Source organism: bacterium, assembly GCA_040755755.1.
Taxonomy (GTDB): domain Bacteria; phylum SZUA-182; class SZUA-182; order DTGQ01; family DTGQ01; genus DTGQ01.
On the sequence record JBFLZW010000087.1, the window covers coordinates 62456 to 88126 of the forward strand.

Sequence of the window (25671 nt, forward strand, 5' to 3'; positions counted from 1 at the left end):
TCATCAGGGGAATCAGCTCTTTTCAATCAGAAAGAGCGGCTCTCCGTATTCAACCGGTTGGGCATTTTCAACAAATATGGAAACAACCTTCCCTTCTGCCTCGGCTTCAACCTCATTCATCAGCTTCATGGCCTCAACGATACATAAGACCTGCCCTTTTTTAACCACATCTCCCACCTCGATAAAAGGGGGAGCGTTAGGCGACGGGGCCCGGTAAAAGGTTCCAACCAGCGGAGATCGGGTAATGAAACAATTATCATTTTCCGTGACGATGCTTTTGCAGGCCATCTTGGTTTGAACTTCCGGTTTCATTTCCGTCTTCGGAACCAAAGGTGATGAAATTCCTTTTCTGGCTTTAATCCGAAGACCGGCCTCCTCTACTTCGACCTCTATAAAACCGGTTTTTTCAATGAGACTTAATACTTTTTCAATTTTTTGAATGTCCATTGTCTCTCTTTTGCTCAAGAGTTTTAAATTAACTTCCGTTGCTCTCTCTTACTTCACTACTGATAAGAATTCAGGAGTCAGGAGTCAGGAGTCAGAATACCTGCTTCGCGCTCCTGGTTTCTTTTCACTGGCCACTGATCCTGACCACCGACCACTGGCCACTGGCCACTAACTGCCGACTACTACCATTTCTCTTGCAATGGCCGAGCTGAGAATCTGACAGCCCTGCGGAGTCACCAGGACCATGTCTTCCAGCCGCAGTCCCAGCCGTCCGGGCAAGTATATTCCCGGCTCTACGGTAAAAACCATGCCCTCCTCCAGCACGGTCTCACTGGGAGGAGCGATCCGGGGAAGTTCATGAACTTCGATTCCGACGCCGTGGCCAGTGCCGTGTCCGAAGAACTGACCATACCCTGCCTGGTCAATGACCTGGCGGGCTGCGGCATCGACGTCCCTGGCCGATACTCCGGGCCGGACATGATCAATGGCCGCCTGTTGAGCTGACTTCAAAATGTGGAACAGCTCTTTTGCCTCTTTTGATTCCTCTCCCAGCCAGAAGGTGCGGGTTACATCGGAATGGTAGCCTTCAAAGGCGGCTCCCAGGTCGATGAGCACCACCTCCTGAGGCCGCAGCTTCCGGTCAACAGGTGCGGCATGCGGCATGGCTGCCCGCTCTCCTGAAGCGACGATAATGTCAAAAGCGGTCCGCTCCGCTCCACCTCGTTTCATTAAATACTCGATTTCCAGACTAACATCTCTTTCGGTAATTTGCAAAAAGTTGCTGAACAGGTCCGGTATCTTTTCGATAACTTTGGCCACAATATCGATCGCCTGCAGAATGAGCTGAACTTCAGCCTCGTCCTTGCGTATCCTGGCATTTTCAACCATGCCCCGGCAGGGGATGAGCTGACCGGAAATCTTCTCCTGCCAGGTAAAAAAATTATGGTAAGAAACGAAATCAGATTCGATACCGATCCGGTGCAGGTTGTGGCTGCTGAGCCAGTCGGCAATGGTTTGATATTTATCTTTGAACTGGATTACCTCGACCGGAAAGGGAAGTTCCCTCTCCTGAGCCTCCAGGAGATAGCGGGAATCGACAAACAAAGCGCTTTGTCCGGGAGTCAGAACAAATTCCGCATCACTCATGAGGAGACCGCTCAGGTATCTCAGGTTACTGGGATTGCTGAGCAGAAGAGCATCAATGTTCTTTTCTGCAAACTGAGCTATGACTTTCCGATATTTCGATACATAGTCAATCATGGGATAGTGCTTTCCTGAGAAATCAGTTGGTAGTGAATTCTTCGATATTTTTCAGCCAGGTTTCAAGCTGCTGTACGATCCTCCCGTTCCTTTCCTGGGGATTTTCAGCTTTCTGCAATGGGGCTTGTGTTCCGGTTTCTCCCTGAATGGAACGGATACGCTCTCTCCATTCCTCGCGGTCCGGCTGCCCGGTCAGCAACTTTTGGTAAATTTCAATGGCTTTTTCCCGAAATCCCTGAGACAGATACAGCTCCGCAATCGCCGGGGTAATGATTTCCTTCTCCTCCAGGGAAGGAATGAGGTTTTTCCCCTCGCTCGATAGGGGCTTCTCCTTCGCCCCCCTGCTCTGAAATCTTGATATTTCCTCCATGATGCTCAAGCATTCCTGATCATGAGGAATGACAAACAACACCAGCCGACAGTATCGGGCAGCCTTCTCAAACTCTCTCCGGCTAAAATAAATTAAGGCCATTAACCTGTGGAGGAGGAGGTTTTCCGGGACATGGTCAACCGCCATTTCCAGTTCCGCAAGGGCCTGATCAAAGTCTCCCTTCTCAAGAAGAGCCCGCCCCAGAGCTACACGGGCAGCCCAGTATTGCGGATAGAGCGATAGACCCTGACGCAGCACTTCTATGCACTTATCGAGATTATTATTATTCCTGTAGGCATTCGCCAATGGCAAAAAATATCTCACATAAGGATAATGGTGAATTTTTCGCTTCAGTGATTTCAAGTCGTTACTTTTCACTGTATTAAACCCTATAGCCCCCACAGTAGTCCGCCCGGCCAAAGTTGCGCGGTCTTTGACCAGCATCGGTTTGATGTTATTGATCTTCTATGGCTTTAGAAATATAACATTACCTTCCATCTCTGTCAAGGATATATGATGTCTGTCCACGCAAGAATAGGGATTGTTATGATAACACGCTCTGAACGGTTGGTTATTTATGAACGGCAAGGATGGTTACGAAAGGGCAGGATTCAGGTATTTTCTATTGATTTTTCCAAAAGAGGATGGAGCCACATGCCCGATAGAGGGGAACAGGTGAGACGGAGTGTTAAAAAAACCGCCTATTGGTACCTATACATCGTGTCGCATCTTGAAAATTTTTGGATTGGTAAGACCGTCCGAGTCCCAATAGACAAGTCTATCATAGCCAGGAAAAGTAATACCTATGAAGGCGTGTTTATTCTTCAATTATTCAATAGAAAAATAAACCCGCCAAAGAAGATTGGTTAGGGAAAGGGAGGGCAGCCCTTGACTTTTTGGTAAGATCCTTTAAAATGAGTAATACAAGGATAACAAGTAATACTAAATATCAAAGGTATGTTTAAAATGTTGACCAAAACTTCAATAACCAAAAAAGGACAGGTAACCATCCCTAAAAATATAAGGGAATTTTTGGGAGTAAAGGCTAAGAGCCAAGTAGAATTTAAGATCGAGAAAGGGAAAGTGACTATTCAGCCCGCTACTTCCTTAGAGGCAAATTTTGGCAAAGTAAGACCCCAAAAAAAACCTGAAGATTTTTCCAAGATAAGGAAATCTTTTGAAAAAACAGTGGCTGAGGAAGCAGCGAGAGAAGATTAACTTATATGCGGTTTATAGACACAAATCTGTTTTTACGGTACTTTACCCGGGACGATGAGGACAAAGCCCAAAAGGTCTTAAACCTTTTAAAAAGGGTAGAGAAAAACGGAGAGAAGATAATCACCTCTTCTTTGGTTATATTTGAGGTGATTTTTACCCTGGAGAGTTTTTACAAGATTCCAAGGGAAGAAATAAAAGAGCTTATGACTCCTATTCTTGGCTTGAGAGGACTTAAGCTTTCAGATAAGGAAATATACCGCCAGGCTCTCGATATTTACACCCAAAAGAAAGTCTCTTTTGCTGATGCCTTCAATGCCGCATTTGCCATGAGGAAGGGGATCAAAGAAATTTATAGCTATGACAAAGACTTTGACAAACTGGAAGGCATAGCAAGAACAATCCCCTCCTGATGTTCTTACTTATTTACTGCCTCCTGTCTTTTACTCCTCATCTCTTCCATTCTCTTGGTCATCCACTCTAAAGGCGAAAGCAAACTCATTGAATAAGGGAAATCGGGGTCTTGTGCTGCCTCTGTCACTAAAAGAGCCTTTTCTGCCAAGGAATTACGATTTTGGCTTTTATCAGCAAAAGCAAACCCGGCAAAGAATGAGCAGCTTACAAAAGCATAAGTCAAAGCAAGGACTAACATCAATTTAAATGGCTTTCTCATTCTTATCACCATTTCGTCGATGTAGGCTTTGTCTGCATAGACTTCTCCCTCTCTTACCAGGTGTGAAATGAGACCGAAAACAATCAGGTCATGCTCACTCGCTGAAGTGAGGCCGATATATTCAGGCAGAGGAAGGGTTCCTTGTCGCTTGAGGCCCAAGATATGGACTTTGACGCCGTAATAGTAGATACCCTTAGAAGCACAATATCCTTTATTGGCCAGTTGGTTAGCAACCTTAGCCTTGGCACTTCTTTTGGCATTAGCTAAGATTATGGGCATAGAGTCGATGAGTCGAATCTGTTGGATGAGGTCAGATCCGGAAAAGTCATTGAGAATGAGTTCAATGAGCATGGGAAATAAGCTGTCAAACCGATTAAGACGTTGGACAAAGGCCACATAGGAAGGCAAATGGGGAAACCATTCCCGCAAATGGCTGCTGGCATAGTTGTAGATGTCTTTAAGCTCAAAACGCTTTTTCATAACACCATAGAGAAAAATGGTGAGCAGTTCTTCATCGCTAAATTTAGGATCATGGTTGTTACTCATCCTTTGGCAAAAAGGCCAAAGCCGGGTTTTATACTGTTCACCGATATATACAAAAACAGTGACTAATAGGGTTTGCCAGTCCATTGTTTCTCCTTTCGATAAGGATGGTAAGTTTAAGAACCTTTCCCCTTATCGGGGGAGAACAATGGATTTATTTAACCCTTAATTCGCATTATAAGCGGTTTTATAAGCCTAATATATTGATTTTGGGTATACTTTTATTATGGGCCAAAATCTTGTCCTTTTGGCCAAGATTTTGGCCCATCTTAACCGGCGTGTCAGCGGGGCAGACTACGGTGAACGGAGCCCGGAAAAAGACAGGCTCGTCAAAAGCATTTATAACAGGACTACAGCAATCTGGAGGGAAAGAAAGGCTCCCGGGATGCCCTGCTCAACGGGTTTAAAATGAAGGCGCGGACAATGCTCAATGCTCCCCGGCTTATCGGCGAGGGGTATCACAAATGCCTCCTTCCCCTGTCTTATTAAAAAACAGATCAGAGGGAAGGGTCTCGGAGACGGATTGGGTTGAATCTTCCAGCAGGGAGATGACCTTTTTAATGATGACTTCAAGGCGGGTTCTCAGGGGTTTGTTCCATTCGGACAGGGCAATTTCCGTTAATATCTGCTCCAATTGCTCTTTGTCCTGCTCAAGACGCAGCAGGCCGATAAAGGAGGCAACCACAGGAAGTATCTCTTCGAGATGATTGTGTGGTTCGAAGGAGAGTATCTTGCCCAGGCTTCCTATGTGCCGTCCAAACCTTCCGAGTTCCTGGTCAAAGAGCATCCTTACTTCGGGCCGGGTTTCGATCAGGTAGTAAGCCCGAATAGCAGGCATCAGGTCTTCTTTCAGCAGGAGAAACTCCGATAGAGACGAGATCGCCCGCAGATCAGGGATATTCTCCTGAAGGTCTTCATGAATAGCTTGAAATATCTGCCTGAAAAGCTCATGCACCTGGTCAAGATGAACGATCGACCCGGTTCCGGTCTGCCAGAAATGGTGGAAAAATTTATAGCCCCTGGCTTTGATTTCGGGGGACTGGCGAAGGAGCGGGAAAAGGTAGGCAAGACCTGCCGAAGGCTGCCGGCAGCCAGCCAGACAGGAACCCGCCTTGGCCGGATAGCCTGCTTTGGTCACTTTCGTCAGGCTGTAGAGCAGGATGGCCATAATCAGCGCCTGGTCAGGATAATCCTGGATCACACTGACGGCGATGTGGGAGACATCCTTGTCGTCTGAGCTCAGGAATTGAACAACCGTGGCTGCGGAGGAGCCTTGCAGTCTTTTTCTGGTCCACTCAAGATTACCCTCCCGTGAACGCAGCAGGCTGAAGAACCCCTCCATATAAGGAAAGAGATCGAGGTTTCTTTGACTCCATTCCTTTTCCAGATAGTCGGTATCGTAAGTTTTTTTCATTTACTCCGCCGAGATTAGAAATTGATATTATCAGATTTCGATCACAATTTATCCTAATGCTGAATGGATGTCAAGATGCAATCCCGAAATCTGCCGATAGAGAATACGAGGGTTTTAGAACGCTTTTTTAGAGAGATAAAAGTGTATTGTAACTTTATCAAATGTTGTTAAATTAGTACTTGACAGTTGAGAATAAACTATGCCATAATCTAAAAAAATTCTAAAACATCGTTCTAATAATCCTCTCATTAAAATAATTAAGCATGCTAACCCTCGATGAGGGTAATTTCAAGGAGGACACACCAATGGAAGGGAAGATACCGGCAACATTAAAAGATGCAGCTACAGCAACCTATCAGTTTGAAGAAATATTAAACCGTACTATCCTGGGTATAGGCTCTGTCTTTGGCTTGCTCAGCAGCAAAGCCGCCAGATCCCTTCACACCGGATATTGGCGGTCGTATGTATTCATTATTTTTTCTGCTATCATTCTCTTTATTCTGATGAACCTGTGGATTGCCAAGCCTTGAAGGAGTGTAATAGCTAACCGAAGACTCAGAAAGAATAATTTTAAGTTTACCTATCTGTCACTTTTTCCCTCCGTCACTTTCCCCAGCATGACGAGGCAACAAAGAGATGTGAGCTTGGAGGAAAAATGATTGTATACCACCTTATTTCCATTCTTGTAATACCCCTTGTAGGCATAGGTGCCTTAAGTATCCTCGGCAAATGGCATTCAGACCGCTACGGAGGCATTATTACCACCGCTACCTGCGGTTTGGTGCTGGTTCTTGCCTCACTGATCTACCCGTATATCAATACGGCCCAGACCTTTAAATACCAGATGGATATCGGCTTGCCAATCCCCTTTTCCCTGTATCTCGATGCCATGGGTTACCTCATGGTTATCGTCGTTTCATTCCTGTGGCTTATGGCCTCGTGGTACTCGATTGAATACATGAAGAAAGAGCACGATCAGCGTCGCTTTCATATCTTTTCACTTTTTTCCCTGTTCGGCATGCTGGGGATGGTGACGACCGGAAATCTCCTCAGCCTGTATATTTTCTTTGAAGTCATGAGCATTCTGTCATATTTCCTGGTCATTCATGAGGAAAGTCCACGGGCCATGCGGGCTGGTGCTCAGTATCTTTTTATGGGAATAATCGGCGGCCTGATTCTCCTGGCGGCAATTATCATGACCTATCTTGAGGCAGGCAGCCTGGATATGTCGGGAACTGGGCTTTTCCTGCTTCACGAAAGCCCGCATTTTGTCTGGATATTCTGGGCTTATATCTTTGGATTTGCGGTCAAGGCGGGCATGTTTCCCGTTCATGTCTGGCTGCCCGAAGCCCACCCGATAGCCCCGACCCCGGCCAGCGTTCTGCTGTCGGCAGTGATGATCAAGGCCGGAGCTTACGGAATTATCAGGACTATCTATGCTGTGTACGGTTCATTCCTGGTTATGGACCACTACTTTAACCAGATCATCCTGTTCGCGGCAGTCGTGACCATGATTCTGGGATCAGTTGCAGCCCTGGCCCAGACTGAATTAAAAAGGCTGCTGGCCTATTCTTCCATCGCCCAGATCGGCTACGTGATTCTGGGGGCCACGCTCCTGTCAAAGGAGGGCCTGATGGGCAGCGTTCTCCATATCTTCAACCATGCTCTGATGAAAGGTGTACTCTTTATGGGTGCCGGAGCCATCGCCTATCAGACCGGTCTGAAAAATATCAAGGACCTGAAAGGAATCAGCCGGAAGATGCCCCTGACCATGCTGACTTTTACCATCGCTGTCTGCTCGATCATCGGTTTTCCACCCTTTGTCGGCTTTATCAGCAAGTGGTTTCTCGCTCTCGGTGCTCTCAGCTCAGCGCAGGGGAAGGTTATCAGCTCCACAAGCTCACTCATCATTATCGGCAGCCTTATCTTGAGCAGCATCCTCAATGCGATCTACTTCGGCCCCCTGGTCATCAATGGCTGGTTCGGGCATGATGGAGACAATCCCCACGGCCATGCGCTGCCGGTATCTTCAAAAATCAGCGATCCCGGATGGAACATGCTGCTGCCCATGATGATCTTGACCAGCGGAATCGTCCTTTTTGCCATATTTCCTGGATTCCCCCTGAGCCTGGCAAGGCGGGTGGCGGGATCTTACCTGAAAATCTGGTGAAGGGAGGAAAACACTATGGATCATTCTCAAACCATACAGGTTTTAACCTCGGCCATCAGTCAAAAAGCAGCACTTCCGGCAATCATCATTCTTTTACCCCTGTTGGGTGCTCTTCTTACCCTGCTCTGCCACAAAAATCACAAGCTCAGGAATGTCCTGGTCATCCTGACCTCTCTGACCACTCTGGCCCTGGTACTATCACTGTATCAGGCGGCAGTCCCGGGGATTCATATCGGCGGACGCTGCTATCAGGGAATCGCCTATAACCTGCCATCCATCCTGGGCGTCAACCTTTCTCTCGGTCTCGATGGCATCGGGTTTTTATTCGTCCTCATCACCGCCTTTGTCTGGGCTGTCGCTTTTCTCTTTGCCACCAGCTATATGGCCCATGAGCATGCTCAGGGGAGGTTCTTTCTCTTCATGCTCCTTACCTTTGGAGCCAACCTGGCTGTCTTTTTGACCAAAGATCTTTTCTCCCTGTTCATCTTTTTCGAGCTGATGACTCTTTTTTCCTATGTCCTGGTCATCCATGAAGAAACACCTGAAGCCATGGCCGCAGGCAACTTCTATATTTTCATGAGTGTTATAGGCGGTCTCCTGATCCTTGGATCGATCGTCATTCTCTCCTTTTATACCGGAACAACCGCTATCCAGCCGCTTTCAGAGCTGGTGAACAGCCGGCTTTCGACTCCACTCAAATATCTCATCACCTTCGGTTTCATTGCCGGCTTCGGCATCAAGGCAGGCATGTTCTTCCTCCATGTCTGGCTGCCCAAGGCTCATCCGGTAGCTCCGACACCGGCCAGCGCCATACTGTCAGGCCTGATCGTCAAGGTCGGAATTTACGGGATTATCAGAAGCCTGTATACCCTGTTTACTCCGATTACGGTTGAGACAGAGTACCTTATGGCTGTTCTGGGTTATATCCTGATCTTTGCCGGCGTGATAACCATGTTCGGCGGAATGGTCAATGCCCTGCTGGATAAAAATTGCAAAAGAGTCCTGGCCTACTCTACGGTCAGTCAGATGGGATATATTATTCTGGGGATCGGATGCGCTCTGTATTTAGGCGCTGAAGGGGCCATGGGACTGGCCGGGAGCCTGTATCATGTCATCAATCATGCCCTGTTTAAATCCGCCCTGTTCCTGGCTATCGGAGTAGTCTATTTTTCTACCCGCGAGCTTCAGATGAATAAACTTGGCGGGTTGTGGAAGCACCTGCCGATGACTGCCGCTGTTTACGTAATAGCGGCTTTCAGCATCGCAGGCTTTCCCGGGTTTGGCGGTTTTGCCAGTAAAACCATGCTGCACCATGCTATCGTGGAAGCCTACGAGCATTCCGCTCACTTTTCTCCTTTCCACCAGCCCGATCCATGGTTGAGGTTTGCCGAATTCATCTTTCTGATTACTGCCTCAGGAACCCTCTGCTATATCATCAAGATGTTTATCGCTGTCTTCCTGCCTTCGTCCCTGACCGACCTCCAGCCCAAGGCCCCGCCGGTATACCGGGAAACATGGGCCATGAGGGCTGCTCTTGCCTGCCTTGGCGGAGCGATCATCGTAATCGGCATATGGCCGAACCTGCTGCTCGAATATATCATCGGCCCGCTGCTGGCTCTTTTCGGTTTTAATCCGGCTTCGCACGCCTATCACCTCATATACAACAGCCATGCCCTGGCAGGAAGCGTGAAGTCCACCCTGCCACTCCTCTATGATCCCAAAACCTGGTCACTGCTGGGCCCGGAAACTCTTCATAATATCCAGAACGTCGGAGTCGTGATTATTGGAACTTCGATCTACTTCATGTTCGACTATGGCATCCATTTGTTTGATCTGGCGATACCTCAAAAGCTTACGGTGGCTTACTGGTATCAGCGGGGCTATGATTTCTTTCTCTCCCTGTTGGGACCGGTGCGAAAAATTCTTGCTGTCTGGGACAGAATTGTTTCCTTTATCATGGTTGAATTGTGGCTGATCAGCGAGGATTGATATGAGTGGTCAGTGGCCACTGGCCACTGACCACCCTCATCTGCTGGCTCCTCGCTCCTGCGATGTAACGATGAATCTTCAAATCTGCCGATATTTACTCACTCGTTGTAGAATGAAATATGGGCTGACGTATACTGCTGTCTTGAGTGAGAGATGATTTCTGCTGGAGTTTTTATGACAGCAGGTCGAAAATCGTACTTGACAGCTTGAAATTCACAATGCTATAATCCCAAAAATCAAATTCCATGAAACTATTTTCGGCCTCAATTCCCCAGCAAGTGATGTATTTTTTATGTCAAATTACCCGAATTCCGTTTGAAATTTGTCTGAGTATCTGTTATTCTTTTATTGGTAACTGTCATAAAATTTACGACAGTATGGTACATTAAGCAGCGTTATTGTGTGGTTAGGAGGGTGCATGGGACAGGGTATTCATTTCCTCAGTATTGGTGAGTCTTTTTTCTGGACCCTGGTTGTAACCGGGGGATTGTTTGTATTTTCAAAACTGGCCCTGAGCAAGAAAAACCTGGGGGTGCCGCAAGGTCTCCAGAATATTGCCGAGGGTCTTGTCGAGTTTATGCTCAACATGTTTGAGCCCGAGTTAGGCAAGAAGCTTATGCCGCTCGTCCTCCCCTTTCTCGGAACATTCTTCCTTTTTATCCTTGTTTCGAATATCTTCCTCCTCATACCTTTCACCCAATGTCCTACCGGGGATCTGAGCACGACCGTCGCACTGGCGGTTATCTCGATTGTCGGTATCCACATTCTCAGTATTAAACTGAAAGGTCCCAAAAAGTATATAACCGATTGGATCAATCCTTATCCGGAGCTGACTCAGAAGGCGGAGGGGGAAGAGGAAAAAACCGGCATTATGAAAAAGTTCAGCGGCTTCCTGTTTTCCTCGATGATGAGAATTATTGTCGGGTTACTGATAATCCTCCATGTAATGGATAACGGTGCCCGGCTCCTGTCGCTTTCTTTTCGACTTTTCGGGAATATCTTTGGCGAGCATACGGTATATGCCATGGTATCTCAGGTAGCCATGGGAACCTATAAAATGATTGTACCGTTATTCATTCCCTTATTAGTTCTCCTGATCGACGTCCTGGCGGCTACAATTCAGACAATTGTTTTTTGCATGTTAAGCACTTTTTATCTGAAAGAAGAAGCTGCAATTCACCATTAATATAACGAAAGCAGCATTACCCATCAACTTAACTTTTAATTTTTGAATGGAGGTATAATTATCATGGATAGTATGAGCTTGCTGAAAATGGTTGCAACCTTTAGTGCGGTTATTCCTATTGCTATCGGGTCCATGGGTGCGGCTTTGGGTATGTCGAAAATTGGTATGGCTGCACTGGAAGGTATTGCCAGGCAACCTGAAATGGCCGGGAGAACCTTCACCACCATGCTGATCGCTATGGCTCTTATTGAAGCTCTGGCCATTTACTGCTTGCTGATTTCCTTGATTCTTCTTTTCGGAAATCCGTATATTCCTCACGTTTAAGCAGAAAAGAGAGGGTAAGCCTTTTTCATTTTCCATACTCAGTAAAGGTGGATAAACCATGCTAGGGTTTAACTTTGTAAAGTTTTTGTTTAGTATACTTAACTTTGTAGTGCTCATGATTCTTCTGAAGAAATTTTTCTTTCAGAAAATCCTCGATATTCTCGAAGAGCGGAAGGCCAAGGTTGCCGCAGAGCTGGCTACAGCGGATGCAGCGAGGGCGGAAGTAGCGAAATTGAGGGAGAGTGGAGAAAAGATCGTACTCACAGCCAGGCAGGAGGGAGAAGTAATTCTCAAAAAGGCCCGGGAAACTGCGGATCAGATCATCGCTCAAGCCAAGGCTGAAGCGGCTGTAGTTGTTCAGGAGGCCAAAGCAGGCATTGAGCGCGAAAAGGAAGAGATCCGGCGGGAGATGTATTCCATGTTAGTCGATCTGGTATCCTTGGCTTCCCGGAAAGTCATGTATGGATCAATTAATGAGGATCATCAGAAAGCATTAATTGAAAGTGCCGTTGGGCACAGCCTTAGGCAGTCATACCTGCGAGGAGGAATGACTAATTAACTTTTAATCCCAGAGTAACTGACTTCTGAATAAGGGTCGTCAGGGAAGGTTAAGGTTATGAAAGATATTTTACAGCAGGATTTGAAAGAGGTTCTCTCCGAATGTAAGCTACCGCTGATCCTCCTCACCTCTGTTCCTCTCAATAACAATTTTGTGAACAGCCTGGAACAAAAGCTGTCAGAAATGGCTGACCGCAAGATCCAAATCCGGGTTTTTGAGGATTCAAAGCAGGAAGGGAGTGTTCTTTTCCTGACTGAAGAATTAAAAATCAACCTGGATATCCGGCATTCCTTTGCCGATGCGCTTGAGGAAAAGCTGCGAATGCTGCGGGAAGGAATCGATGTTGCCAAGGTTGGTGATGTAACGAGCCAGATCAGGCAGCTTATTGAGTCCACTGAGCCAGCTTTTAAAGTGGATGATATCGGCCACGAGGGAATAGTTCTGGAAGTCGGAGATGGAACCGCCCGCGTATCCGGCCTGGGGAAGGTCGGCTACAACGAAGTTGTCCAGTTTGAAAACGGCGGCTACGGCATGGCCTTCAACCTGGAGCGCAACAGTGTGGGATGCATTTTGCTCACTCCCGAGGAAGAGGTGCCGGAGGGAAGCCGGGTAATCAGTACAGGTAAGCTGATGCAGGTTCCGGTCGGAGACGGGATGATCGGCAGAATCGTCAATGCCATGGCCATGCCGATCGATGGCAAGGGAAGGATCGAGTCCAACAAATTCCGGTTGATCGAGCGCAAAGCCCCCGGAGTTATGCTCAGGAAATCGGTCTGTGAGCCGGTGCAGACCGGCATCAAAGCCATCGATGCTCTGGTTCCGATTGGACGGGGACAGCGGGAGCTGATTATCGGTGACCGGAAGATCGGCAAGACCGCTCTGGCCGTGGATACCATCATTAACCAGAAAAACTCCGATTTGATCTGCATCTATTGCGCTATCGGACAAAAAGCAGCAGCCGTAGCCAAGGTAGTTCACGTCCTCCAGAAAGAAGGCGCTCTGAAGCACACGATTATCGTTGCCGCCCTGTCGAATGAACAGACCGCTTTCCGGTTCCTTGCTCCCTATACTGCCTGCGCCATTGGCGAGGAATTCATGGAGCAGGGGCGGCATGCCCTGGTCATCTACGATGATCTTTCAAAGCATGCCATGTCATACCGGGAAATGTCCGCCCTGCTCAAGCGACCGATCGGCCGGGAAGCCTATCCGGGTGATATTTTCTATATCCATTCGCGGCTTCTTGAGAGGGCGGCCAAACTGCGAGATGATCTGGGAGGAGGCTCATTAACGGCCCTGCCCATTATCGAAACCCTGGGTGGAGATGTTACTTCCTATATATCAACCAATGTTATTTCGATTACCGATGGACAGATATACCTCCAGGGCGAGTTGTTCAACACCGGTTTCCGGCCTGCTATCAATGTCGGTCTTTCGGTATCCCGCGTTGGTGGTGCCGCTCAACTGAAGGGTATGAAACGAGTAGCCGGTCGTATGAGGGTGGACTTGTCACAGTACCATGAAATGGCTGCCTTCGTAAAATTCGGGGCTGAGCTGGATGAGGCCACCAAAGCCCAATTGGCCCGTGGTGAACGCGGACGGGAGCTTCTCAAGCAGATTCAATATGCCCCAATGCCGGTCGAGGAGCAGATCGCTGTCATTTATGCAGTAGTCAACGGTTTTGTAGATGACATTCCGGTCAAGAGGATGAGTGAATTTGAAAAGGAGTTTGTCACCTATATTCGTCAGAATGTTCCTGCAATATTCGCCAAAATTCTCGAACTGAAAGATGTCAACCAGGAAACCGAAGGGTTGTTGAAAAAGGCAATTACCGAATTCAAGAGCGTTTTTACTGCGGGCGACAAGGTAATGCAGGGGAAATGACGGGCTAAAGGGATAAATCGATGTCACAAAAACTGATTGAATTACGGCATCACATCCAGAGTGTGGATAATATCAAGGCAACTACTCAAACCATGTCCACCGTTGCTGCCGCCAAGTTAGCCCGTTCGAGAAACAAGGCGATCTCCCTGCGGACCTATGCAGAAAAGATGCGGGAAATTGTTCACGTTCAATCCTACTATATTGCAGAAATGGGCGATAGAGTTGCGGATATTTCGCCGCTGTTCCGGTCAAAGCGCATTGAAGGGGGAAAAATCGTCTTTGTGGTCATTGGCTCTGATATCGGCATGTGCGGGAGCTATAACGGACAGATTGGCCGACTGGCCCAGAGCAGGATCCAGGAATTGCAGGGGGAGGGCCAGACATGTGCCGTCTATTGCAAGGGCATTAAAAGCGAGGAATTTTTTCGACGAAAGACGAAAATCCCTATCCTTGGTATGGAAAAATGGTCTGAGGAAGGAGTGTCGATCAATGATGCCATCAACCTGCTGGTGACTATGGTCAAGCTCTTTAATCAGGATGATGTCAATGAGGTTCACTGTGCCTATACGAAATTCTACAGCCCGGTCAAACGGGAGCCGGCAATTTTAAAGATGCTCCCGTTGAGTTTCGATGTCCTGGCTGCAGGCAAATATCAGGTCTTCGAGGACTGGATCTATGAGCCGGATCCCATTTCCATCTTGAGAGACCTTATTCCGACGTATTTCCGGATCCATGTTTTCGATATGCTGCTTGAGTCCTACGCCAGTGAACAGGGTGCACGGATGATGGCTATGGAAGAGGCCTCTGACAGAGCAGAGGAAACCCTGCGGGAATTGCGGATCAGCTATAACAAGATGCGAAGGGACTTGATAACCCTGGACCTGTTGGGAATCTTAAGCGCAGCAAACGTAATTGAGCTGGAAGCAGCCAAGAAAGCAGGCGGCTTATTATAACTTTTTTATCGATGATCGGGTAAGAATAGCTGCCAAGTCAGCTTGAGGGAGGATTTTATTTCCATGCCAAAGGAAATGGATGATAATATTTCCTTAGATTTGAAGGAAAAACTGGATAATGTCAAGAAAGTCAGCGGTGGAAACGGAGATTCCGCTGGCCGGGTGATTCAGGTATTGGGACCCGTTGTCGATGTGCAGTTTTCGGGCGATATGCCGCAGATTAACAATCTGCTGAGAGTTGATGACCCCAAAACCGGACTCCCCCTGGAAGCAGTCCAATTGATGGGGCAGGGGATAATCCGCTGTATTGCCTTGGATTACAACGATGGCCTGCAAAGAGATTCCCTGGTCTATGATACCGGTGCACCTATTTGTGTGCCGGTAGGACAGGCTGTTCTGGGACGGATGTTCAACATCCTTGGAGAGACCATTGACGAGCGGGGGCCGGTCGATACCGACAAATTCGAGCCTATTTACAAACCGCCGATACCCTATGCCAAACTCGAGACTTTTCCTCAGGTATTTGAAACCGGAATTAAAGTTGTCGATCTTATCACTCCCTTTCCCCGGGGTGGGAAAGTCGGCCTGTTTGGAGGTGCTGGAGTCGGTAAAACCGTTATCATTATGGAATTGATCCGGAACGTGGCTATGGAGCACTCCGGCGTGTCGATTTTTGGTGGTGTTGGAGAGCGTACCAGAGAGGGAAACGATCTGTGGCATGAAATGTATAATTCCAACGTTCTCAACAAGGCAATTCTCGTTTACGGTCAGATGAACGAGTCTCCGGGATGCCGTTTCCGTGTTCCCTTTACCGCCCTGACTATGGCCGAGTACTTCAGGGATGAGGCCAGGCAGGATGTTCTCCTCTTTTTGGATAATGTCTTCCGCTATGTTCAGGCCGGACTTGAAATATCCCTGCTGCGGGCCCGCGTACCTTCTGAAGTCGGCTATCAGCCCACTCTCTTTACCGAAATGGGTGCTTTGCAGGAGCGGATCGCATCCACTGCCCGCGGAGCCATTACCTCGGTTCAGGCCGTTTACGTCCCGGCTGACGATCTGGCTGATCCCGGTCCTGCTTCGGTCTTTACCCACCTCGATGCTATGGTCGTTCTGTCCAGGAAGGTAGCGGAGCTTGGACTCTATCCAGCTCTCGATCCTCTTGCCTCGAACTCCCAGATTCTGGAGCCCTGGATTGTCGGAGAACGGCATTGTGAAGTAGCCCGCAAAGTCAAGATGAACCTTGAAAGGTACAAAAACCTGCAGGATCTGATCGCTATTCTGGGGCTGGAAGAGCTTTCCGAGGAAGACCGGCTGGTAGTCACCAGAGCGCGGCGTATCCAAAAATTCCTGACCCAGCCATTCCACGTGGCTGAAACTTTTACCGGAATGCAGGGCCGCTATGTCACCCTTGAGGAAACTCTGAGTGGTTTTGAGGCCATCTGTGATGGAAAGTACGACGACGTGCCGGAGCAGGCATTCTATATGGTGGGAAACATCGATGAAGCCCTGGCTCAGGCCTCCCGCTACAAAGACCTTGAAGAGAAAGGCAAAAAGAAATGAGCCAGGAGAAAGCAGGCCATAACAGCCAGGAGAAACTGGCTTTCCAGGTGATATCTCCGGAAAAGGTTCTCGTTGACGAGAGGGATGTAGAAATTATCATCTTCAGGTATAATTTAAGCGAGACCGGTGAGGGAGAACTCGGTATCATGAGAAATCATGCCCCTATGCTCGTCAGCCTGCCGGCAGCATGTCCGGTACGCTACATAAAAGATGATAAGACCTATTATCTGGCTGTAGCCGGAGGCTTCGTCGAAGTAAGAAATAACCGGGTGACGGTTCTCTCAACCGGAGCGGAAAGGGTATCCGATAAAGAGGAACTTCATGCCGCTATTCAGGCCAAACGCCGGGCTGCAGCCTGGCTGGAGGAAGGAGAGCGTGTCGGTAAGGTTGAATTCGACGAGAGACGGGCTGAGGCAGAGGTGAAGAAAGAGGTCATCCATATGTATAAGGATCAATCAGGCGATCATAAGTAGCATAAGCGGAATCACTTTCACTACGCTATGCCTGATGAGGAAAGACAAAACAGGCACAGAGAGAGAGACAGCGGTTTTGGCCGCTGTGTTTTTCTCTGTGCCTTTTGTGTTTTCCTGAAATTATTTTTGTATTTAGGGGAGGGAACCCGAAAAGATGCGTTTTTTCAATACGGCTGGGCCGGTAAGGTGTGAGGAACACTACTGTTTACCCCCCCTTGGACGGCTTGACCTTGAAGAAATACTGTCCCTCATTGCCCAGAAAAAATACTTTGTCCTCCATGCACCACGGCAAACCGGAAAAACCACCTGTCTTCTGGCGCTGATGGATTATCTCAACGCTACAGGCAGCTATCGGTGTTTGTACTTCAATGTGGAAGCGGCTCAGGCTGCCAGAGAGGAAGTGCGGCAGGGCATGAGGGCTATACTGAGCGAGATGGCCTCCAGTGCTGTAGATTTCCTGAAAGATGACTTCTTGAAAACCCGATGGTTGAAGGTTCTGGAAGAAAGTGGGGAATATGCGGCTTTGGGTGAGTTGCTTTCCCTTTGGGCCAAAGAAAGCCAACTCCCCCTGGTTATTTTTATCGATGAGATCGATTCACTCATCGGAGACACCCTGATTTCCGTATTACGTCAATTACGGGCAGGATATTCCAAACGTCCGGCCATGTTCCCTCAGAGCATCGTGCTGTGCGGTGTGCGGGATGTGAGAGACTACCGGATACATTCTGCCACAGACAAAGCGATTATTACCGGGGGAAGCGCTTTTAATGTAAAAGCAGAATCTCTTCGCCTTGGAAGCTTCTCCAGGGATGAAGTATTGGCTCTTTATGGAGAGCACACGGAAGAGACAGGCCAGGAATTTGCTGATGGAGCCCTGGACCTGGTTTGGAACTTAACCCAGGGCCAGCCCTGGCTGGTAAATGCTTTGGGCTATGAGGTTTGTTTTAAAATGAAGGAGGGGCGTGACCGAAATAAGCAAATTTCAGCCACGATGATTCAACAGGCCAAAGAAAATATCATTCTGAGAAGGGACACCCACCTCGACCAGTTGGCTGATAAACTCCAGGAAGCCAGGGTCCGTCGGGTGATTGAGCCAATACTCGAGGGACTTAAAGAGCCGGAGCAGATTCCTACGGAAGACCTGTCATATGTAATAGACCTGGGATTAGTGAGAGTTGATGGGCAATTGCGCATAGCAAACCGGATCTATCAGGAGGTGATTCCCAGAGAGCTGACCTACAGCACCCAGGTCACTATCTCGGAGCAGCCTTCATGGTATACTGGTCCGAATGGCCAGCTCGACATGAATAAGCTTCTTGGCTCGTTTCAGGAATTTTTCCGTGAACATTCGGAGCACTGGGTGGAGCGGTTTCAGTACAAAGAGGCAGGCCCTCAACTGCTGCTGCAAGCCTTCCTTCAGAGGATCATCAATGGCGGAGGCCGCATCGAGAGGGAATATGGTCTTGGCAGGATGCGGACCGACCTTCTCATTATCTGGCCTTATAAAGGTGGTATTCAAAAGGTGGTGATTGAGCTTAAGGTACTCTATAAATCGCTTGATGATACTATTGAGCAGGGGCTGAAACAGATAGTTGAATATATGGACCGATGCAATACGGATCAGGGCTATCTGGTGATCTTTGACCGGAGTGAAGGGAAAAAGTGGGAGGAAAAAATATTCGAACGGGAAGAGGAATATCAAAACAAAAGGATTACCATCTGGGGAATGTGAGGGAATTGGTCTTAGACAGAATGGCACTTACATAAGCTAAGCTTATAATATAGAGAGAACACAAAGCGCACAGGGGAAAACGATCTCCCGCAGAGACGCAGAGGCGCAGAGAGCAACCAATCCGGCAAGGGCCTGATGAAAGTCGGGATATCCCGATGTGTCAACGGCCTGGAAGCAAGCAAAAAGTAAAAAGGCACAAGGAGGAACTTATTTTACTTTTACTTTTCAATGACATCCTCTGCGTCTCAGCGTCTCTGCGGGAAAATTACTAATTCTTATGTAAGTGCCATTCGTCTTAGACAGAATGGCACTTACATAAGCCAGTGCCGCTTTTTCCCTCCCGTTGCCGCTGCCGGGGCCGCCGCCGGAGCGGGCGGAGGGCTCAGAATTCCCAGTTTCAGCTCGATATTATCCTTTATCCAATGCTCATCCCACCATTCAATCGGATTGACAAACGTTCCGCCAATCATCATGGAAAGATGGAGGTGGTCTCCACCAGCCCAGCCGGTATCGCCGGTAATGCCGATTGTCTGGCCGATGGTTACTTTTTGACCGGCGGTGACGGAGAAATTACTGAGGTGACTGTACATACTGAAGACGTTCTGGCCATGATCAAGGATGATTGTTTTGCCATAGATCCCCAAGTCACCCTGGTAGATTACCAGGCCGCTGTTGGCAGCGGGCACGGGGGAGTGAGCCAGCGAGGCCAGATCCAATCCCAGATGGGTCTGCTCATCGATTTTACTGCCATTATAAATATAGATACGATGATCGGCGTATAAGGCCGATGGCTCGGCATTCGGCAGCCGTAAAAATTTTCCTTTCCACAAGCATTCAGGCTGAGATTTCTGGCAAATTTCCCTGAGTTGCCGGTGGCTTTGATCCCGCCAGTAGTTATTGATTCTTAAAAAGGCATCGGTCAGCGACATTCCCGGCAAAGTATTATCCATGGCATAAAATTGCGGGATCTTTTTTTTCAGGAAATCGTCGGAGATGGTCAGGGAATCCTGCCGGAAAGCCTTTTTCTTTAAGAGATAATAAAAGCTGACTCTGGCTTCATTGCCCGCTTCATCCGCTGAGATCAACTCGATTCTGGGGTCCGGCTGATCATAGGGCAGCGCAAAATAAACCACATGCGCCAGGGGATTGCTTTCTGTTTTGACTGCAAACCCGGGATAAAAGGCATCGCCTACCTGGACGCCATCTTTTATTGAATCTTCGGATGTCTGGTAAACAGCAAAGCCGGTGCCGCCCTGATTCAGATAATGCTGAGTGCTCAGGCATACGAGGTTTGGCGGTATCCGGTCGAGGGTAAAGGATTGCTCCTCGATCGTGGTATTTCCGGTCAGTTTGTTCCGCCAGGAATAATCGCGGGCTGTTACCACGAACGTAAGCGGTCCTTCCTTGACCTTCATCGCTGCCGGATCAAAAGGTATCTGGATGGTTTTGCGGATGGTGTTCTTTCTGTTCCAGAGCAGGCTGCCAGGCAGTTCTTCGCTATAGATTTCATTTTGTGAATCACGTTGTACTATGGCAATGTGTATGCTGCGAAGGCCGCTTCCCAGGTCCTCTATGTGAAAATTCAGGGTTTGAGGTTTATTGAGATATTTTACCTTGATATCATGGCTGATCTTCGGCCCCTGTGATTCCAGCTTCCTGATCCAGGACCAGATCAAAGCGATGGTAAGGATAAGGATAACAATAAGGAGAAGGATTCTTTTATTCATGAAATCGACCTCTTAGTCAGGTTTTGGGATGTTGACTCAAACCTGACAGGCATTGGTTAATGTGCGCGGATAATATCTTTTATTTTCATGAGGCGGGAATTATTTGAACGCTCGATCTCATCCAGTTTAAACCTGATAAATCGTACCGTCTCTTCCAGCTGTGGTATGAGAAAATATTCAAGAGCATTAACTCGTCTGCGGATCTTCCCGATTTCCTGAGCCATAAGCCTTACCGTCGCTTCCAGTTCGGCCATTTTCAAAATCTCAGGGAAAATTTCCTGCAGGGAAGTGAGAGCAGAATCCAGTTCCAGCGGCGTATTCATAAGCCCGTATGAAAATGAATCGACCTTGCCCTCCATCGTTAATTGAGGAATCATGACATTCATGATACTCTTTTCCGACATTCGAATCAGCAATTTCCCTTTGGGATAATTTAAGGCATCCTCAATGATTTCCTCTGAAGAGGAGGTGGCTTTGGCCAGGAGGAATGTCTTCAATATTTCAGGAAGAGCAGTGTCAACCAGGATTCTCTGCTTTCTATAGGCATCGACCAGGGATGAAAATTCCTTGATCAATCCTTCCAGTTTATCCTTTAAAAGATGATGTCCGCGCCTGGCAAAATCCAGCCTTTTGCGAAGGCGCTGCAAGATCATCCTGTTCGGATTTACATTGAGTCTCATGGTTATCGGGTACCCCTAACTTTTATTGAATGAGAGGTTTCAGGAATTCTTCTTTATAAGCGTCACGGACCCTTTTTAATTCTTCCATCGGCAGCCTGCTCAGCAGTCGCCATCCCATATCCAGTGTAGTCTCGATATTCCTGTTTTCATCCTCACGTTGCCGTACGAATTTATCCTCAAATGCATCGGCAAATTCCACGAATTTTAAATCCACCGGAGTCAGCGCTGATTCACCAAGAACAACAGCCAGTTCCTGGGCCTCCTTGCCGCGTGCATAAGCGGCAAACAACTGATTCAATAAATCCGAATGATCCTTTCTGGTCTTATCCCTGCCAATACCCTTGTCTTTCAGCCTGGACAGTGAAGGTCGCACATCCACGGGCGGATATATTCCCTTGCGGTGCAGCTCACGCGAGAGGAATATCTGCCCCTCGGTAATGTAGCCGGTGAGGTCAGGGATGGGATGGGTCTTGTCATCTTCCGGCATGGTAAGGATAGGAATCTGGGTTATAGACCCATTTTTCCCTTTAATCCTTCCCGCCCGTTCATAGAGAGTGGCCAGGTCCGTATATAAATAGCCAGGATACCCGCGCCGTCCGGGAATCTCTTTGCGGGCTGCCGAGATCTCCCGCAAGGCCTCACAGTAATTGGTCATATCACTCAGGATTACCAGAACGTGCATATCCAGATCAAAGGCCAGGTATTCAGCACAGGTCAGGGCACTCCGGGGAAGGGCGATTCTTTCGATGGCCGGATCGTTGGCCAGATTGATGAAGAGTACCGTCTTGTTTATGGCTCCGGTCCGCTTAAAATCATTGACAAAAAATTCCGCCTCTTCAAAGGTGATGCCCATGGCTGCAAAGACAACGGCAAACTTCTCTCCTTCCTTGAGTACCCGTGCCTGCCGTGCTATCTGGGCGGCAAATTGCGGATGGGGCAATCCTGATCCGGAGAAAACCGGCAGCTTCTGCCCCCTGACCAGGGTGTTCATGCCATCGATGGTTGAAAATCCAGTCTGGATAAACTCATTGGGATAATTCCGGGCATAGGGATTAATAGGGTTGCCGTTAATGTCGAGTTTCTTTTCCGGAATTATTTCCGGCTTTCCGTCCTTCGGATTGCCAAAAGCATTAAAAACCCGGCCCAGAATGTCAGGTGAGACAGGAAACTCAATGCCATGTCCGACAAATTTGACCCTGCATTCATCCGGGTTCATGCTTTCCGCCCCTTCAAAGACCTGAACCAGAACCTTTTGCTGATTGGCTTCCAGCACCCGTCCCCGCCGGGTTTCCTGACTTGGCAGTCGTATCTGGACCAGTTCACCAAACTTGACATCCTCGACTTCTTCAACCAACATCAGCGGCCCAAAGATCTGGGAGATAGTTTTATACTCTCTGCTCAAGTATAACTCCTTCCTTGTTTTCTTCAAGATCCTTAAACTGCTCCTTTATTTCGTTTTCCAAATCCTCGAACTTGAACAATGATTTCTCGTCGATATATTTAGCCCGGGCAATCTGTTCCCTGACGGGCAAACGGGCGATCTTTTCAAAGGGAACATTACTTTTTATTGCCTTTGCGGCATACTTTCCGAACATCAAAATGATATTCAGCATCTTGAATTGCTTCGGGTAAGAAGTATAGGTATCCTCCTCCATGAAGGCATTTTGATGGAGGAAATCCTCCCTGATGGATTTGGCTATTTCCATAGTCAACTTATCTTCAGAGGATAAGGCATCAAAGCCCACGAGCCTGACAATTTCGATGAGCTCCGATTCCTTCTGCAATATCTTCATGGCTTCAACCCGATTCGATTTCCAGTTTTTGTCTATCTTCTCACCCGCAGCCCTATCGACCTCGTCATTATAGAGCGAATAACTCTTCAGCCAGTCAATGGCCGGAAAATGCCGTCGTGAAGCAATGGCATCATCAAGTCCCCAGAATACTTTCACCACCCGTAAAGTAGCCTGCACAACAGGCTCCGAGAGGTCTCCACCCGGCGGTGATACTGCACCGATAAGGCTTAAGGTGGCAGGTCTGTCATCCTGTCCCAGACACTTTACTCTTCCTGCCCGCTCATAGAAGCCCGCGATTCTGGAGCTTAAGTAAGCAGGGTATCCTTCCTCGCCCGGCATCTCCTCCAGACGGCCTGACATCTCCCGCATGGCCTCGGCCCAGCGGGAAGTGGAGTCAGCCATGAGGGCTACGTTATATCCCATATCCCGGAAGTATTCGGCAATGGTAATTCCGGTAAATACCGAAGCTTCCCGTGCAGCCACCGGCATGTTCGAGGTATTGGCTATCAAAACCGTTCTGTTCATTAAAGAATCGCTGGTCCTCGGATCTTTGAGCTCCGGAAATTCAATGAGAACATCGGTCATCTCATTGCCGCGTTCACCACAGCCTACAAAAATGATGATATCGGCATCGCACCATTTGGCCAACTGGTGCTGGACAACGGTTTTCCCACTCCCGAATGGCCCCGGCACGCAGGCGGTGCCCCCCTTGCAGAGGGGAAAAAGCATATCGATGATTCTCTGCCCGGTTACCAAAGGCTCTACGGGAGGCAGTTTTTGTTTCACCGGCCTTGGTTTTCTCACCGGCCAGCGCTGGAGCAGGTTTAATTTTTTGTCACCCTCTTTGGTAGTGAGGATGCAGACCGTCTCTTCAACGGTGAATTCTCCTTTCCTGATTTCTTTTACGACCCCTTCCAGGGGAAAGGGGACCATGATTTTATGCTTGACTATTTTGGTCTCCTGAACGAATCCGACCATGTCTCCGGCAGAAACCTTATCCCCTTTTTTGACGGCTGGTTCAAACAGCCATTTTTTATCGCGAGGTATGGCAGGGCTTTCGATTCCCCTCACGATGTAATCGCCATACAAAGATTGCAGGGCATCCAGGGGTCTTTGAACCCCATCAAAAATAGATCCAATGAGCCCTGGTCCCAGTTCGACGCTTAAGGGTTCGTTAACGAGGTAAACAGGGTCTCCTGGTCCGATACCGTCAGTTTCCTCATAAACTTGAATAGAACACAATTTTTCCCTAATCTCGATAATCTCTCCCAGCAGCTTTTGATCGCTCACCCTGGCGATCTCGAACATTCTGGCACCCTCCAGGCCTTCGGCTACAACGAGCGGGCCAGCAACCTTAATTATTCTTCCTACTCCCATGAATGATTATCTCCTTTTGAGATTAAGTCAATCCCTACAGCCCGTTCAATGATCTTCTTCATTTCAATAAGGCTGGTATTCTGGCTTCCCTTATGGCCTGGTATGATGACAATGATGTTTTCAGCCCTTTGCCGTAATTGGCTTATCTCGGCTCCTATGGGCAAGGCAATGGATTCGGTGATCAAAATAATGCCATACGAGCTATCAAAAGCAAGCTCATTCAGTTTTCTCAGGCCTTCTTCAGGTCTGGTAACCGGAAAAACCTCCACTCCCATGCCCTTAAAACAGAGCAGGACATCTTTTTCCCCGATAGAAGCGACTTTAGACATATCCCTGCCTCACCTTGACCCTTATCAAGTCCTCCGTCACGTGGTTAATCTTGGCTATGATAATGATCTTGATGTTTAATACTTCCATGAAAAGTGCCGCTGTGTAGGCGAACGCGACCTCGATGCCAAACGGTATGTATTTTGCTCTCTTGAGAATATCCATGAGAAAGTCATCACACCGTTTCTCAAGACCTAATGCTGTTGAAGACATCTCACGGGATGCTCCCTGCCCGGTGAAGACATCCCGATAACCATGACCGGACAGCATCAAAGGCCATCTATCGTACGATGCCTCATATAACTCCAGCATGATATTCATGGTCAATCCGGACTGGGGAGGAATGAATACAATATCTGAAATCATAGCGGCAGGCGCTCCCAGGGCTTTCAGCCGCCAGAGCGCACAGAGGTTCTTCAATTCTATGAAGCTCTGGGTATATTTTCGCATCATCTCATTCGATGATGCATCGGCCATCTGATGAAGAATGGCAAGCATCTGACGGTCAGCCTCAAAATCAACAGCCTGTAATGACTTCTTTTCCCGGTATTTGCGAATTACCTCCCGGTATGCCGTCAGGTATTCCTGAGGGATTTCATCCCCCTTAAAGGCAGAACCATAGAACTGCGTATCTTCCAGCCTCTGCTCGCTCAACTCTTCATTCCGCGGAAGCTGACTGAGGTAAGACTTTATTCCGGCCTTGAAACTCTGGATATTCCCTCGTACGGTAAAATAATCATAGACAAGAGTCTGGGGAGAGTATTTCCTGATCCACTGGAGCTTGGCTGCCAGATGATCGTTGAGAATCTTTTCATAGTCGAAAAGGTCCTCCTCTTGGCGCACAATGGATTTATACGGAGAATCAGACAGGGACCGGAGCAGCTCATACTGGTCTTTGGCCGAGATAAGAGACTGATATTGATTCGGAGAAATCAGTTCCTTCTCCAGGGCCTTTATTCGTCCGGATAGATAATTCCACCTTGTTTCCTCTTGAGCCTTTTGAGCTAGAGATCTCATA

Annotated in this window: 24 protein-coding genes; 13 read left to right on the top strand and 11 right to left on the bottom strand. The window is 48.1% G+C overall.

Annotated features, from left to right (window positions below; translation table 11 throughout):
• Positions 1-12 precede the first annotated feature (12 nt).
• The 3 genes from accB to AB1611_22295 all read right to left on the bottom strand — a co-directional run bounded on the left by accB (position 13) and on the right by AB1611_22295 (position 2521).
• Positions 13-447, bottom strand: coding sequence for an acetyl-CoA carboxylase biotin carboxyl carrier protein (gene accB / locus AB1611_22285; protein ID MEW6382301.1), 435 nt, complete (start codon positions 445-447; stop codon positions 13-15).
• Between the two features lie 168 nt (positions 448-615).
• Complete coding sequence (locus AB1611_22290; GenBank protein ID MEW6382302.1) at positions 616-1707, bottom strand: aminopeptidase P family protein; 1092 nt, start codon at positions 1705-1707, stop codon at positions 616-618.
• A 22-nt stretch (positions 1708-1729) separates the two neighbouring features.
• Positions 1730-2521, bottom strand: a complete 792-nt coding sequence (locus AB1611_22295) for a tetratricopeptide repeat protein (GenBank protein MEW6382303.1) — start codon at positions 2519-2521, stop codon at positions 1730-1732.
• 513 nt (positions 2522-3034) lie between these two features.
• Here AB1611_22295 and AB1611_22300 point away from each other — a divergent pair.
• Complete coding sequence (locus tag AB1611_22300) at positions 3035-3295, top strand: AbrB/MazE/SpoVT family DNA-binding domain-containing protein (protein MEW6382304.1); 261 nt, start codon at positions 3035-3037, stop codon at positions 3293-3295.
• Positions 3296-3300: 5 nt separating this feature from the next.
• Complete coding sequence (locus AB1611_22305; protein MEW6382305.1) at positions 3301-3705, top strand: PIN domain-containing protein; 405 nt, start codon at positions 3301-3303, stop codon at positions 3703-3705.
• A gap of 5 nt (positions 3706-3710) precedes the next feature.
• Here the strand turns inward: AB1611_22305 and AB1611_22310 are convergent, their stop codons facing one another.
• Both AB1611_22310 and AB1611_22315 read right to left on the bottom strand, forming a co-directional pair.
• Entirely contained in the window at positions 3711-4595 is an 885-nt protein-coding gene (locus tag AB1611_22310) for a transposase (GenBank protein ID MEW6382306.1), read from the bottom strand.
• 355 nt (positions 4596-4950) lie between these two features.
• A complete protein-coding gene (locus AB1611_22315) occupies positions 4951-5922 on the bottom strand; it encodes a hypothetical protein (GenBank protein MEW6382307.1) in 972 nt (323 codons plus the stop codon).
• Positions 5923-6227: 305 nt separating this feature from the next.
• On the opposite strand from AB1611_22315, the gene AB1611_22320 reads away from it, so the two are divergent.
• The 11 genes from AB1611_22320 to AB1611_22370 all read left to right on the top strand — a co-directional run bounded on the left by AB1611_22320 (position 6228) and on the right by AB1611_22370 (position 18749).
• Complete coding sequence (locus AB1611_22320; protein ID MEW6382308.1) at positions 6228-6452, top strand: hypothetical protein; 225 nt, start codon at positions 6228-6230, stop codon at positions 6450-6452.
• Positions 6453-6577: 125 nt separating this feature from the next.
• Positions 6578-8092: a proton-conducting transporter membrane subunit gene (locus tag AB1611_22325; protein ID MEW6382309.1), complete on the top strand. Its 1515-nt coding sequence runs from the start codon at positions 6578-6580 to the stop codon at positions 8090-8092.
• A gap of 15 nt (positions 8093-8107) precedes the next feature.
• The gene (locus AB1611_22330; protein ID MEW6382310.1) at positions 8108-10081 is read left to right on the top strand and encodes a proton-conducting transporter membrane subunit; all 1974 of its coding nucleotides are present in this window, start codon (positions 8108-8110) and stop codon (positions 10079-10081) included.
• Positions 10082-10499: 418 nt separating this feature from the next.
• A complete protein-coding gene (locus AB1611_22335; protein MEW6382311.1) occupies positions 10500-11267 on the top strand; it encodes a F0F1 ATP synthase subunit A in 768 nt (255 codons plus the stop codon).
• A gap of 63 nt (positions 11268-11330) precedes the next feature.
• The gene (gene atpE / locus AB1611_22340) at positions 11331-11591 is read left to right on the top strand and encodes an ATP synthase F0 subunit C (protein ID MEW6382312.1); all 261 of its coding nucleotides are present in this window, start codon (positions 11331-11333) and stop codon (positions 11589-11591) included.
• Positions 11592-11649: 58 nt separating this feature from the next.
• Positions 11650-12150, top strand: coding sequence for a F0F1 ATP synthase subunit B (atpF, locus tag AB1611_22345; protein MEW6382313.1), 501 nt, complete (start codon positions 11650-11652; stop codon positions 12148-12150).
• 321 nt (positions 12151-12471) lie between these two features.
• Entirely contained in the window at positions 12472-14031 is a 1560-nt protein-coding gene (atpA, locus tag AB1611_22350; GenBank protein ID MEW6382314.1) for a F0F1 ATP synthase subunit alpha, read from the top strand.
• Positions 14032-14051: 20 nt separating this feature from the next.
• Positions 14052-14984 (top strand): ATP synthase F1 subunit gamma, encoded by a 933-nt coding sequence (atpG, locus tag AB1611_22355; GenBank protein MEW6382315.1) that lies wholly within the window; start codon positions 14052-14054, stop codon positions 14982-14984.
• A gap of 63 nt (positions 14985-15047) precedes the next feature.
• The gene (gene atpD / locus AB1611_22360; protein ID MEW6382316.1) at positions 15048-16544 is read left to right on the top strand and encodes a F0F1 ATP synthase subunit beta; all 1497 of its coding nucleotides are present in this window, start codon (positions 15048-15050) and stop codon (positions 16542-16544) included.
• Positions 16541-17017, top strand: coding sequence for a F0F1 ATP synthase subunit epsilon (locus AB1611_22365; protein MEW6382317.1), 477 nt, complete (start codon positions 16541-16543; stop codon positions 17015-17017). Before atpD ends, AB1611_22365 begins: the two co-directional genes overlap by 4 nt.
• Before the next feature lie 154 nt (positions 17018-17171).
• Positions 17172-18749 carry an ATP-binding protein gene (locus AB1611_22370; GenBank protein ID MEW6382318.1) on the top strand — a complete coding sequence of 526 codons (1578 nt, stop codon included), beginning with the start codon at positions 17172-17174 and terminating at the stop codon, positions 18747-18749.
• A gap of 311 nt (positions 18750-19060) precedes the next feature.
• Here AB1611_22370 and AB1611_22375 read toward each other — a convergent pair whose 3' ends face one another.
• From AB1611_22375 to AB1611_22400, 6 genes are read right to left on the bottom strand one after another with little or no spacing between them, the layout of a single operon-like run.
• Positions 19061-20476 carry a M23 family metallopeptidase gene (locus AB1611_22375; GenBank protein MEW6382319.1) on the bottom strand — a complete coding sequence of 472 codons (1416 nt, stop codon included), beginning with the start codon at positions 20474-20476 and terminating at the stop codon, positions 19061-19063.
• 56 nt (positions 20477-20532) lie between these two features.
• Complete coding sequence (locus tag AB1611_22380) at positions 20533-21156, bottom strand: V-type ATP synthase subunit D (GenBank protein ID MEW6382320.1); 624 nt, start codon at positions 21154-21156, stop codon at positions 20533-20535.
• A 22-nt stretch (positions 21157-21178) separates the two neighbouring features.
• Complete coding sequence (locus AB1611_22385; protein ID MEW6382321.1) at positions 21179-22558, bottom strand: V-type ATP synthase subunit B; 1380 nt, start codon at positions 22556-22558, stop codon at positions 21179-21181.
• Positions 22542-24326, bottom strand: a complete 1785-nt coding sequence (locus AB1611_22390; protein ID MEW6382322.1) for a V-type ATP synthase subunit A — start codon at positions 24324-24326, stop codon at positions 22542-22544. The genes AB1611_22385 and AB1611_22390 overlap by 17 nt, the downstream gene beginning before the upstream one ends.
• Positions 24317-24655: a V-type ATP synthase subunit F gene (locus AB1611_22395; GenBank protein ID MEW6382323.1), complete on the bottom strand. Its 339-nt coding sequence runs from the start codon at positions 24653-24655 to the stop codon at positions 24317-24319. Before AB1611_22395 ends, AB1611_22390 begins: the two co-directional genes overlap by 10 nt.
• Positions 24648-25670 (bottom strand): V-type ATPase subunit, encoded by a 1023-nt coding sequence (locus AB1611_22400; protein ID MEW6382324.1) that lies wholly within the window; start codon positions 25668-25670, stop codon positions 24648-24650. The genes AB1611_22395 and AB1611_22400 overlap by 8 nt, the downstream gene beginning before the upstream one ends.
• Position 25671: the final 1 nt, after the last annotated feature.

What these genes read in the sequence shown, in the direction of transcription:
- AB1611_22375 (MEW6382319.1), bottom strand. Translation starts at nt 20,476, where the DNA reads ATGAATAAAAGAATCCTTCTCCTTATTGTTATCCTTATCCTTACCATC.
- AB1611_22370 (MEW6382318.1), top strand. Translation starts at nt 17,172, where the DNA reads ATGCGTTTTTTCAATACGGCTGGGCCGGTAAGGTGTGAGGAACACTAC.
- AB1611_22315 (MEW6382307.1), bottom strand. Translation starts at nt 5,922, where the DNA reads ATGAAAAAAACTTACGATACCGACTATCTGGAAAAGGAATGGAGTCAA.
- accB (MEW6382301.1), bottom strand. Translation starts at nt 447, where the DNA reads ATGGACATTCAAAAAATTGAAAAAGTATTAAGTCTCATTGAAAAAACC.
- atpA (MEW6382314.1), top strand. Translation starts at nt 12,472, where the DNA reads ATGCTGCGGGAAGGAATCGATGTTGCCAAGGTTGGTGATGTAACGAGC.
- AB1611_22330 (MEW6382310.1), top strand. Translation starts at nt 8,108, where the DNA reads ATGGATCATTCTCAAACCATACAGGTTTTAACCTCGGCCATCAGTCAA.
- atpG (MEW6382315.1), top strand. Translation starts at nt 14,052, where the DNA reads ATGTCACAAAAACTGATTGAATTACGGCATCACATCCAGAGTGTGGAT.
- AB1611_22400 (MEW6382324.1), bottom strand. Translation starts at nt 25,670, where the DNA reads ATGAGATCTCTAGCTCAAAAGGCTCAAGAGGAAACAAGGTGGAATTAT.
- AB1611_22310 (MEW6382306.1), bottom strand. Translation starts at nt 4,595, where the DNA reads ATGGACTGGCAAACCCTATTAGTCACTGTTTTTGTATATATCGGTGAA.
- AB1611_22365 (MEW6382317.1), top strand. Translation starts at nt 16,541, where the DNA reads ATGAGCCAGGAGAAAGCAGGCCATAACAGCCAGGAGAAACTGGCTTTC.
- AB1611_22295 (MEW6382303.1), bottom strand. Translation starts at nt 2,521, where the DNA reads ATGCTGGTCAAAGACCGCGCAACTTTGGCCGGGCGGACTACTGTGGGG.
- AB1611_22390 (MEW6382322.1), bottom strand. Translation starts at nt 24,326, where the DNA reads ATGGGAGTAGGAAGAATAATTAAGGTTGCTGGCCCGCTCGTTGTAGCC.
- atpE (MEW6382312.1), top strand. Translation starts at nt 11,331, where the DNA reads ATGGATAGTATGAGCTTGCTGAAAATGGTTGCAACCTTTAGTGCGGTT.
- AB1611_22290 (MEW6382302.1), bottom strand. Translation starts at nt 1,707, where the DNA reads ATGATTGACTATGTATCGAAATATCGGAAAGTCATAGCTCAGTTTGCA.
- atpD (MEW6382316.1), top strand. Translation starts at nt 15,048, where the DNA reads ATGCCAAAGGAAATGGATGATAATATTTCCTTAGATTTGAAGGAAAAA.
- AB1611_22300 (MEW6382304.1), top strand. Translation starts at nt 3,035, where the DNA reads ATGTTTAAAATGTTGACCAAAACTTCAATAACCAAAAAAGGACAGGTA.
- AB1611_22320 (MEW6382308.1), top strand. Translation starts at nt 6,228, where the DNA reads ATGGAAGGGAAGATACCGGCAACATTAAAAGATGCAGCTACAGCAACC.
- AB1611_22325 (MEW6382309.1), top strand. Translation starts at nt 6,578, where the DNA reads ATGATTGTATACCACCTTATTTCCATTCTTGTAATACCCCTTGTAGGC.
- AB1611_22335 (MEW6382311.1), top strand. Translation starts at nt 10,500, where the DNA reads ATGGGACAGGGTATTCATTTCCTCAGTATTGGTGAGTCTTTTTTCTGG.
- atpF (MEW6382313.1), top strand. Translation starts at nt 11,650, where the DNA reads ATGCTAGGGTTTAACTTTGTAAAGTTTTTGTTTAGTATACTTAACTTT.
- AB1611_22305 (MEW6382305.1), top strand. Translation starts at nt 3,301, where the DNA reads ATGCGGTTTATAGACACAAATCTGTTTTTACGGTACTTTACCCGGGAC.
- AB1611_22395 (MEW6382323.1), bottom strand. Translation starts at nt 24,655, where the DNA reads ATGTCTAAAGTCGCTTCTATCGGGGAAAAAGATGTCCTGCTCTGTTTT.
- AB1611_22380 (MEW6382320.1), bottom strand. Translation starts at nt 21,156, where the DNA reads ATGAGACTCAATGTAAATCCGAACAGGATGATCTTGCAGCGCCTTCGC.